Below are 9,225 nucleotides of genomic sequence, written 5' to 3'. Positions count from 1 at the left end.
GGGGGCGGAAGGCCCTAAGGGCCTTACCCCCGGCCTGGCGGCCGGGGCGCCGCTGACGCGGCGTCAGTCGGGGGGTGACGGCTGCGCCGTCACCGTGCGTGGTGTGGCCCGGCTGCGCCGGGCTGGGCGGTGCGTGGCTGGGGGAATTCGCCGGTGGCGAATTCGTGGGCGCGGCACGCGCCGTCGGGGCGGGCGTCGGGCGTCGCTGCGCTCCGCCATTTCCGGGGCGCTGTCCCGGGCCTACGGCCCGTCAATCGGTCGGCTTTCCGGCTTTCTTGGGCTGGCCTTTTGGCGGCCCTACGGGCCGGTTTGCTGACTGGGTTTCCCGGGCTGCGCCCGGGGGTGAGCGTTGACGATGTGACGCGGAATTCGGGTAGTGGCCCATCCCTCCGATCGGGCGGGGGTGCCGGCCCGGGCCTGCGGCGCCGGGCGTTGACGATGTGTCGCGGACTTCGGGTATCAGCCACAACCTCACCCCCCTGGCCCCTCCCCCGGTACCGGCCGATGGCCGGTCAGCCGCCTGGTTGCTGGGCTGTCGGCCCATCCGCCGCCCTCCGAGCGGGGCCTGCGGCCCTCGGGGCCACCTTCCGGGCCGCCGGTCCGGCTCGGGCCTGCCCGGCCTCCGTTGCGGGCCCTCATGGGCACCCCGCACGGCGGCCCCTGACGGGCCCTCAACCACAGATTCGGGACCGACATCCGAAGCACATCCGGCGGCCTTTCCCCGGCTTCCGTACAGCTCTATCCTACCGGCCCCCGGACGAGCCCGAGACGCGAACAGCCAACCTCGCCGCAACCATCCATCCCGGCTCTATCAGGCCGCCCTCCCGGCGAGAATGCGAATTCCCTTCCGCTCTCTTCCAGGGCGAAATCAGAAAGCCCCGCGCGGCGCAGCGACAAGAAATCGAATTCAGGCACGCAGGAAAGGGGCCTACGGCCCTCGCCACCGACACCGCGACCGCCAATCCAGACCACCCGGAAAACAAGCGCACACCGTCAACCGGGTAATCCCCGGAGCGGCACCACCAAACCGAACACCGGGCCAGGACAGCGGCCCGGACGGACGGTCAGAGCGCAGCAGCAGGCAGCACGGCGGCCAGGGCCCAGCGGGGCAGGGCAGGACAGCCAGGGCGGCCGAGCCGGGCGCAGCGGGCGGGCAGGGCACGGCGGCCAGGGGGCCACCAGGACCCCGGCGGCAGGACCGCCGGACCAGGCGCAGCAGGACGGCCTGACGGCCGACCACGACGGCGACCAGGGGCCCGGCAGCGGAGCTCGGCACCAGGCGGCGCGGACGGGGGCACCGGGGAAGAGCCGAGGCCGGCGGACCGGCGCAGCCCGCTGCAACACGAAGTGCAACACGCCCGCCCCGGGCCCCTCCCGGCCACATAACGCCTGGTCAGACCCGCAACACAGCCCCGTGTTGCACCCCGGTGAAACACCGTGTTGCACCCCCGCGTGGCACCCGCCACCCAGCCACCGAGCACCACCACCCGGCCACCGAGCTCCACCACCAGGAGAAGGCCGGCCCCAACCAGCGGCCCGCCGCCCCGCCACCACCCAGCCACCCCGGACAGCGCCCCCGGGACGGCGTCGGCGGCACCGGACGGCCAGCGCCTGACGGTCGCCGGCCCCCAGGACGCCAGCCCCGCCCCGCGGCTGTCGCGGGAGCTGTCGCGCCCAGCCCACACACAGGGGAAACCGGGTATCCGCCCACGTCACACCACACGACACCACCCCAACGCGACAGGCAACACGACAGCCAGCGCGACAACCCCCACCCACCACCAGGACGACCACCAGAACAGCCACCAGGCGGCCTCCAGGGCGGCCTGACGACCACCCAGCCACGGCGCAGCAGGAACCCGGACAGCGGCCGCCCGGCAGCACCCGAACCGACCCGGACAGCGGGACAGCGCGGCCGAGCCCGGCGCAGCGAAACGGGCCTGGCGGCCGACCAGGACGACGGCCGGGCCCAACAGCGGCCGGGCAGGCGAGCGCCGGGGAGGCGGGGAGCCGCCGAGGCCGGCGACCCGGACGGCGGCCACCGAGCAGGGGGCGCAGCACCAGGGACGGCGGGCCAGGCAGGGGGCACCAGCCCGGACAGCGGCACGGCCCGGACGGCGGCGCCAGCGCCCGGCCAACCCCGGACGGCGGCCACCCGACGGCGACCACCGAGAAGCACCCGGCCCGACCCCCCGCCAAACCGAACACCGGCCCGCCACCACCCCCGGCCACCACAATTCCGACCCGAATTCACACCACCACCCGACGGCCAATCCACCAAAACAACCCGGCGGAATACCCGGCAGAATTCACACCCGAAAACCCGCCCACAACACCCCACCCGCCCCCGAGACGGCGTCAGCGGCACCGGACGACAGCCACCACCACACACAGTCACCAAACCCCACCCCACACCCGACCCCGCCACCACCCCCAACAGGCACAACCAAAGGTCCAGACAACACCGCGAGCAAGGCCAAAACACGCCCACCACACCCAACAGGTCACACCCGACGGCCCTTCGCCGGGTAGAGCTTCGCGTGCAGCACCCGCTCCTCCCACCACGGGTCATCCGGGGTGGAGACCAGCGCGGCCATCTGCTGGCGCTTGGTCGGGGCGGGCAACACCAGCAGGCCCAAGTCCTCCCGCTCGCGGTCCCATTCGCAATTCGGGCACTCCAGCCGGTCAGGGCCAGCCTTCTCGGTCAGCTCCAGCCCCGAGCCCTCCTTGCCGCCGATCGAGCCCCGGCACGTCCAGCACGGGCGCAGCACGGCGTTCGCCGACCGGGCCGCCTCCAGCCGGGCCCGGGCTTCGGCCTCCAGCTCCTCCTCGCGCCGCTCTTGGTCCTTCTCGTGGCAGTTCCAGCAGCGGCCACCCGGGCGGCGGGTCCACCTCTGTCGTCGTCCATCCGGGCCGTGCTCGTCGGTGCTCTCCTGCCAGGGCACGTTCCCGCAGTCGGCGCAGGCCAGGGTCTCCATCAGCTCGTGGTGGACCTGGTCAGCCTTCCTCTCCCTGGCCTTCTGGCGCTCGTCGTACGCCTCGCGGGTGTCCGGGCTCTCCAGCGCGTCAAGCAGGGAGTAGCGGGCTCCGTCGCGGCCGTAGCGCCACCACACCGGGCCGAGGGGGCCGTGCTCGGCCAGCAGCTCCAGCGTGGTGGCGATGACCGGCACCGCGTCGTCGTACTCGCGCCAGCCGTCCCCGCCCGCGTTGTCGGAGCGCATGGTCCACCAGGAACCGCCCCAGGCATCGCGCGCCAGGTCTGACACCGCCTGCTGCCGGTTGGTCAGCGCCGCCGGTCCGGCTCCGGTGACGACCAGGGCGACGGGCGGGTAGCCGGGCCGGGTGTGGGGGCCGGGCCAGGTCCGGCGCCACCAGTGGACCATCCGGTCGGCCGGCTCCTCGTCGGCCAGCGCCGGGTCGGTGCTCTTCACCTTCGTGCGGAACAGCTCGCGGTAGGCGGTGAACTTCGCGGCGACCCGCTCCGACGACATCGTCGAGCGGTCGACCTCGACCATCAGGACCGGCACCCCGATCTCCGGGGCCTGCCACACCGCGTCCGGGCGCACCTTGCGCCTGCCGCCCGGCAGCAGGAACTCGGCCTCGGTCTCCCAGTCGGTCACGGTGCCCACCCCGCCCGGGGCCTGCGGCGCGGTGCCGCCCATAACGAACGCGGTGATCGTCTCGTTGACCGCCATCGCGTGCTGGGCACCGGAGCGGCCGGCGCCCCGGGCCGTCGATCCCATGTCGGAGCGAGGCAGGCCGAGCACCTGCCCGGCCGCCTCCAGCCCGGCCGTGCCCTCCAGCCGCCAGGTCTTGTGCCGGTCCCGGGTGTTGCCGTCGGAGGCGACCAGGCCGTGCAGCGCGAGATCGCGCAGCGCCTGCCGGATCACGGTGTTCGACGCCGCCCGGGAGCGCAGCAGTCGCTGGAGCTGGTCGGCGGTGGCGACCTTGAGGACGCCGAGCGCGCCGAGGACGTCGGCGCGCAGCGCGGTGGTCGAGCCGTTCGGGTTGGCGGCACCGCGCCGGTACGCGGTCCGGCCCGGCCGGGACGGCTGCGGCGGTTCGACGGCTGCGGCCTGGTCGTCGTTGTCGTCGGGCTGGGCGGGGCTCTGACGGGTGCTCACGGGCGTCTCCCGGTGGTCGTGGTCGGCTGCTTCCTCTCCGGGATATCCGTCGCTCCTGACAGCGGCCAAGCCCGTTCCCGCCCGGCGCGCCGCCCCCGTCCCACCACCCCCCAGCCCGCCTTTGAGCGGGCGCGCGGCCGGCCCCGCCGGACGCAACGAGAAAGGGCTAAGCGGCCCGGGAGCGTCCGTCCGCAAAACCCGCGAACGAACTCCCCCAACCGCCAACCACAACAACCACAAACCAAAAAGCAAAAGGCAGGGAGAAAGAGGGTTGTCGGAATGCGGCTGCGGCCCGGATTCGGGCGCTGAGCTGGGCGGATTCGCCCCTCGGGCCCGAGGTGGCCGGTAGGGGCAGCGGAGGGGGAAACGGAAGGGGCAACGGAAGCGTTCCGGCAAACTCACCAGGCCCACCAAGGTACCGGTTAGTTTCCTTGATAGGCCGTCAAGGAAACTCACCGGGGCACCTTGATGGTCATCCCAGCAGGTCAGAGGCATGCCGATGGAGCCAACGGGGGCTCTGAGGTTGGGACGGGTTGGCGGACGGGATTACGGACCGCATTTCGGACCGGCAAGAACGCGGGATACCTTGGTAGTGGAAGTTATCAGATCGTTATGAGCTGCCAACCTTGATGGTGAGAAATCCGGTGAGTTTCGTGGGGTTCCATTCTCCGAGCACGGGATAAGCCCGCGCTTCGGACTGAGGGAGCACATTCGTGCACGGGGATCTGGAGACCGACCACGACGTTCTGGTCACGCTTCACCGCTTCGCGCTGGCGACCGCCGAGCAGCTCCACCAGCTGCACGGCGGCACCGCCGGGATCAAGCAGACCCAGAAGCGCATGGCCCGCCTGCACACCGAGGGCCTGGCCGAGTTCGTGACCCTGCCGCAGGCCGGCCGGGCGAAGGCCTGGCACCTCACCGCCCAGGGCGCGGCGGTGGCGGCGACCTTCCCCGAGGCCCGCCGCCCGGCCCCCGCGCCGGAGACCGAGCAGCTCGCCGTGCGGCACGGGCGCGAGCACCTGCTCGACGTCGGACGGATCCACTCTGCCTTCGTCACCGACGCCCGGGAGCGCGGCGAGGCCTGCGGCCCGCTCGACCTCCTCCCCGCCCCGGAGCTGCCGGTCGAGGGTGGCGGGGTGTACCGGCCCGCCGCCGAGCTCGCGTACACCGCCGGCACCGGCGAGGAGCGGCACCGGCTGCGGGCGTTCGTCGAACGGCACCGCCCCGGTGTCGGCGCCGAGGAGACCGCGGCGCAGCTGGCGGCCTGCGCCGCCCTGTGGGAGCAGTCGGGTCCGGGCGGCCGGGGACGGGCGTGGGAGCGGCGCTGGCGGTCCTTCCCGCGCCTGCTGGTGGTCCTGGTCGGCACGGCGGCCACCGGGATGCGCGGCGCGGTGGCGGACCTGCGCCTGGCCGCCGAGGAGAACCCGGCCGTCGCCGAGCTGCTGGCCGCCGTCCCGGCCGGCGCCGCCCGGATCGAGGACCTGGTCCAGCGCGGACCGTCCGCACCGGTCTGGCACCCGCTCGGCAGCAGCGGGCGGGCGTGTGGGTGGACGGAACTGTAGGCGGCGAGCGGGAGCCGCTGGGTGGCCTGCCGCAGGCCGTCCCGGCCGCCCTCCTCCTCGCTCCTCCTCCCGGCCGGTGGCGCCGCGAAGCGGGGCCGCCGGGCCGCCGCGCAGCGGACAACCCGGTCACGCCGTCGGCGCGCAGCATCAGGTTGCCGGATCTTGTCTCCGCTCCTGCTCTGCGCGCCGACTCTTCTGCTCCTCGTCTCCTTCCACGCTTCGGTGCCCGGACTTCACCCGGCACCCGCCAGGGTGCCCAGGGAGAAGTAGTCGGCGCCCGCCGGCCTATGGACAACGGGCGCTGAGCTGCGCAAACCCGCTTCCAGCGGCACCGCCTGACGCAACCCCGAGAAGCAAGCCCGAGAAGCAGCCCCGAGTAGCAAGCCCGAGTAGCAATCCCAGAGGCAACCTCAGAGGCAACCCGCGCCGGGCCGGCTGCGGCCTTGTGACTGTGCACCGTAGATGGCCACTTTCCAGGGTTGATGGCCAAAGTTTTCACGCTATCTGGCCAGACTGAGCAGGCTGGTTGGCCACGGGTCATGTCACTGGTTGACCGGCGTGTGCTGCCGACCGCCCTGCTGGCCGGTCCCCCGGGACCAGCAGACGGCCTGCTACCGGTCAGGCCCGACGGACGCCGTTGATGATCCGGCCGATGACAGCTGCGGCACCCTCCGGGTGTTCTTCCAACCACCTGCCGAGGTGTTGCTGGACGGCCTCTTCGATGCAGACTCGCACCGCGGCGTTGCCCAGCAAGTCGCGTATGGGGCCCTCGAACTCGGGATGGTCCAGCTTCACCGACACGACCGCGGTCAGGCCCTCGCCGATTCGATCGCCTTCGAGGTCGGGGTCCGCTGTTGTCAGCTGTCCCTGCTTCCGTGCGTACGCGGTGACCGCGGCCGCCGCTCCGTCGCGGAAGCCGCGCTCGTGGGTGCCACCGAAGGTGGGCCGGCTGTTGGCGAAGCTCCGGATTCGTTCCTCTTGGGAGTCACGCCAACGGAGGGCGACCTCCACGGTTCCGGCCATGCGCGGGTCCTCCCGTTCGAAGCCGATGATGTGCCGATGAACGGGTGTCTCTTCCGGCTCGTCGAGGAGGGTCACGAAGTCCCGCGCGCCGTCCGGGTACCTGAACCGGGCCGCCCGGGACTCGCCCGGACGACGCTGGTCGGTCAGAGAGATCTCCAAGCCCTTGTTCAGCAGAGCGAGTTCCCGAAAGCGCTCGGCCAGGCCGTCGAAGGAGAACTCCACAGCCTCGAAGATGTCGGCATCGGGCCAGAAGGTGATGGTGGTGCCACTTCCGGTCGAGGTGCCGGCCTCGGCGAGCGGGGTGATGGCCACGCCACGCGCATACCCCTGGACCCAGCGGGCTCCCCCGCTCCGCACTTCGGCCGTCATCCGGCTCGACAGGGCGTTGACGACGAAGGGCCCCACTCCGCAGAAACCGAGCGTCACGTCGTGGCGGCCTCCGGTCCCCGGCCCGGTCTGAAAACGGGTCAGCAGGGCTTCGAGGCCGGACATACCACTGGTTCCCGCTTCGTCGATACGGACTCCCCGTCCGTCGTCGGCGACACGGACACCGCCGTCGGGTGTGAGGGTGACGTCGACGCAGCTGGCGTGGCCGGCGAGGACCTCGTTCACGGCCCGGTCGGCGATCTCGAAGACCATGTGGAGCAGGCCGCGTTCACCGGTCGAGCCGATGTACATCCCGGGCCGCTTACGGACGGCCTCCCACCCTTCCAGCACCTGTATCTGGCTGGCGTCGTACTTGTTGGCTTCCCCGCTCATGATGACCCCTCCGATGCGGTCCGGCAGAACTCCTCACCCTAGGCGAATCTCTGGAAAACACCAGGTCAGGCTATGTTTGCCGAATCCACAGACGGGCAGGTGCGAGGCCGTCCGGAGGCGGTCGACCCGGGAGTCGCGAACTGGTGCCGCACTTCCGGCACGGGCCCGGCGAAGCCGCGTACGACACCATTCCCATCGGCTCCGAGGTCACCAATTTCATGAATTTCGCGCGCCGCCCAGGAGTCCACCGCCGCAGCCTCACTACAGCACTGGTCCGGTCCACTCTCCGAGCCCCTACATGGGTCAGCGGTGGGCGAGGAGGGCGGCCTGGAGCAGGAACAGCCCACCAAACTGACGGCCCGGCTGATGGGGGCCCCGAGGCGGCTGTGCCTTGCGGCGCAGCCGCCTCGGCGTCCTCCGAGCCGAGTTGGTCTGCGGCCCGCCCCGGTCAACGAGTTGCCCGCCCGCTGGCCAAGTAGCGTGCAAACCTGGCCATCTACCGTGCACAGTCACAGGCCTCCGCTCAGGGGGTCAGCGCCACCGGTAGGACGTGGTGGTCATCGCCGGGAGCAGCAGCGGCCCGCCGGTCGCGGCGGTGTCGGGCCGGACGGCTTGGTCGAGGACGGCGGCGACATCCGGGTACAGGTGGAGGCCGGCCGCGTTGGCCACCGGCAGCCACACCACCGGCGCCTCGTCGGGAGCGTCCTGCTCGGCCGCGGCGACGGCCGCCACCAGGTGGTCGGGCAGGTGGGCAACGTAAACCAGGTGCCGGCGCCGGAACGGCTCCACCTCGCCTGGGCGCGCCGTCTCCTGGTCCTGGACGAAGCGCAGCACCGGCAGCGCGGGCAGCGTCGCCAGGTCGAGGCCGAGCTCCTCGAGGAGCTCGCGGCGCAGCGCGCCGATCGGGTCCTCGCCGTCCTCGTCCTCGACCACGCCGCCGGGGAAGGAGAGTTGTGCTCCGGCCGGGCGCTGGCGGCGGATCAGGCAGACGAGGCCGTCGTGGAGCAGGACCGCGCACACCCGCACGCGGACCGTCCCGCTTGCCGTGCCGCTGCTCGTCATGGCCGGTAGGGGGTCGCCGCCGTGGCGGCTTCGTCGGCGCCGGGCGGCAGCGTCGGCAGCGGCCAGGACGGGTCCGGTGCCCAGGTCGGCCAGCCGCCGGCGAACGGCCCGGTGCGGTCGTCCAGCATGCCGATCGCCCGGCCTCGGGCCTGCTCGACCTGGCGGCCCACGTAGTCGTCGACCACGCCGAGGCGGCGCAGCTGGGCGTACTCCTCGGTGTCCTTCCAGTGGTGCCCCGACAGGTCGGGGGTGATGACCAGGTCGAGGGCGAGGTCCATGGTGTCGACGCCGAGGCCGGGGCGACGCCGGTAGGGGTGCTCGAAGTTGACGTACCAGCGCAGCGGTTCCTTGGTAGCCGCGTCCTGGAAGCAGTGCACCGAGAACCACTCGCCGTTCAGGAAGTGGGACAGCAGCTCGGTGCCGGTCCACCGGTAGTGGTCCAGGGTCCAGGCGCCGGCCGCCAGGTCTGCCAGGCCCTGCTGGCGGGTGGTGTCGTCGCCGGTGCGCGTGGAGGTGATCCAGGTCGTCGGGGCCAGGCTCTCGATCCCCGGCCAGTAGGCCAGCGTCAGCACGTGGCCGGTGTCGTCGATCACCCGTTGCGGCATCGCGGTCCACACCCGGCCGGCGTGGACGTCGCGGCGGATCGCGGTGGTGCCGGGCTGGAACAGGGTGGTGTCGGTCATGGCGGAGAGTGT

Annotated in this window: 5 protein-coding genes; 1 reads left to right on the top strand and 4 read right to left on the bottom strand. The window is 72.3% G+C overall.

Translation table 11 applies throughout. The features are described 5' to 3' along the window. Nucleotides 1-2,504: 2,504 nt before the first annotated feature. On the bottom strand, nt 2,505-4,124 hold the full coding sequence (locus ACZ52J_RS34380) for a replication-relaxation family protein (protein WP_465624376.1): 1,620 nt from the start codon (nt 4,122-4,124) through the stop codon (nt 2,505-2,507). 713 nt (nt 4,125-4,837) lie between these two features. Between ACZ52J_RS34380 and ACZ52J_RS34375 the strand changes: the two genes are divergently transcribed. Then, nucleotides 4,838-5,686 carry a replication-relaxation family protein gene (locus ACZ52J_RS34375; RefSeq protein ID WP_465624375.1) on the top strand — a complete coding sequence of 283 codons (849 nt, stop codon included), beginning with the start codon at nt 4,838-4,840 and terminating at the stop codon, nt 5,684-5,686. A gap of 618 nt (nt 5,687-6,304) precedes the next feature. Here ACZ52J_RS34375 and ACZ52J_RS34370 read toward each other — a convergent pair. From ACZ52J_RS34370 to ACZ52J_RS34360, 3 genes are all read right to left on the bottom strand, one after another. Further along, nucleotides 6,305-7,468 carry an ATP-binding protein gene (locus ACZ52J_RS34370; RefSeq protein WP_465624374.1) on the bottom strand — a complete coding sequence of 388 codons (1,164 nt, stop codon included), beginning with the start codon at nt 7,466-7,468 and terminating at the stop codon, nt 6,305-6,307. A 531-nt stretch (nt 7,469-7,999) separates the two neighbouring features. Further along, on the bottom strand, nt 8,000-8,530 hold the full coding sequence (locus ACZ52J_RS34365) for an NUDIX domain-containing protein (RefSeq protein WP_465624373.1): 531 nt from the start codon (nt 8,528-8,530) through the stop codon (nt 8,000-8,002). Beyond that, the gene (locus ACZ52J_RS34360) at nt 8,527-9,213 is read right to left on the bottom strand and encodes a DUF402 domain-containing protein (RefSeq protein ID WP_465624372.1); all 687 of its coding nucleotides are present in this window, start codon (nt 9,211-9,213) and stop codon (nt 8,527-8,529) included. Before ACZ52J_RS34360 ends, ACZ52J_RS34365 begins: the two co-directional genes overlap by 4 nt. Nucleotides 9,214-9,225: the final 12 nt, after the last annotated feature.

The organism is Kitasatospora sp. NPDC034035 (assembly GCF_055575755.1).
This window is presented reverse-complemented; position numbering and strand designations above follow the sequence as displayed.

Excerpts from the sequence above, each read along its gene's own strand:
- ACZ52J_RS34370 (WP_465624374.1), bottom strand. The coding sequence starts at position 7,468 with ATGAGCGGGGAAGCCAACAAGTACGACGCCAGCCAGATACAGGTGCTG.
- ACZ52J_RS34365 (WP_465624373.1), bottom strand. The coding sequence starts at position 8,530 with ATGACGAGCAGCGGCACGGCAAGCGGGACGGTCCGCGTGCGGGTGTGC.
- ACZ52J_RS34360 (WP_465624372.1), bottom strand. The coding sequence starts at position 9,213 with ATGACCGACACCACCCTGTTCCAGCCCGGCACCACCGCGATCCGCCGC.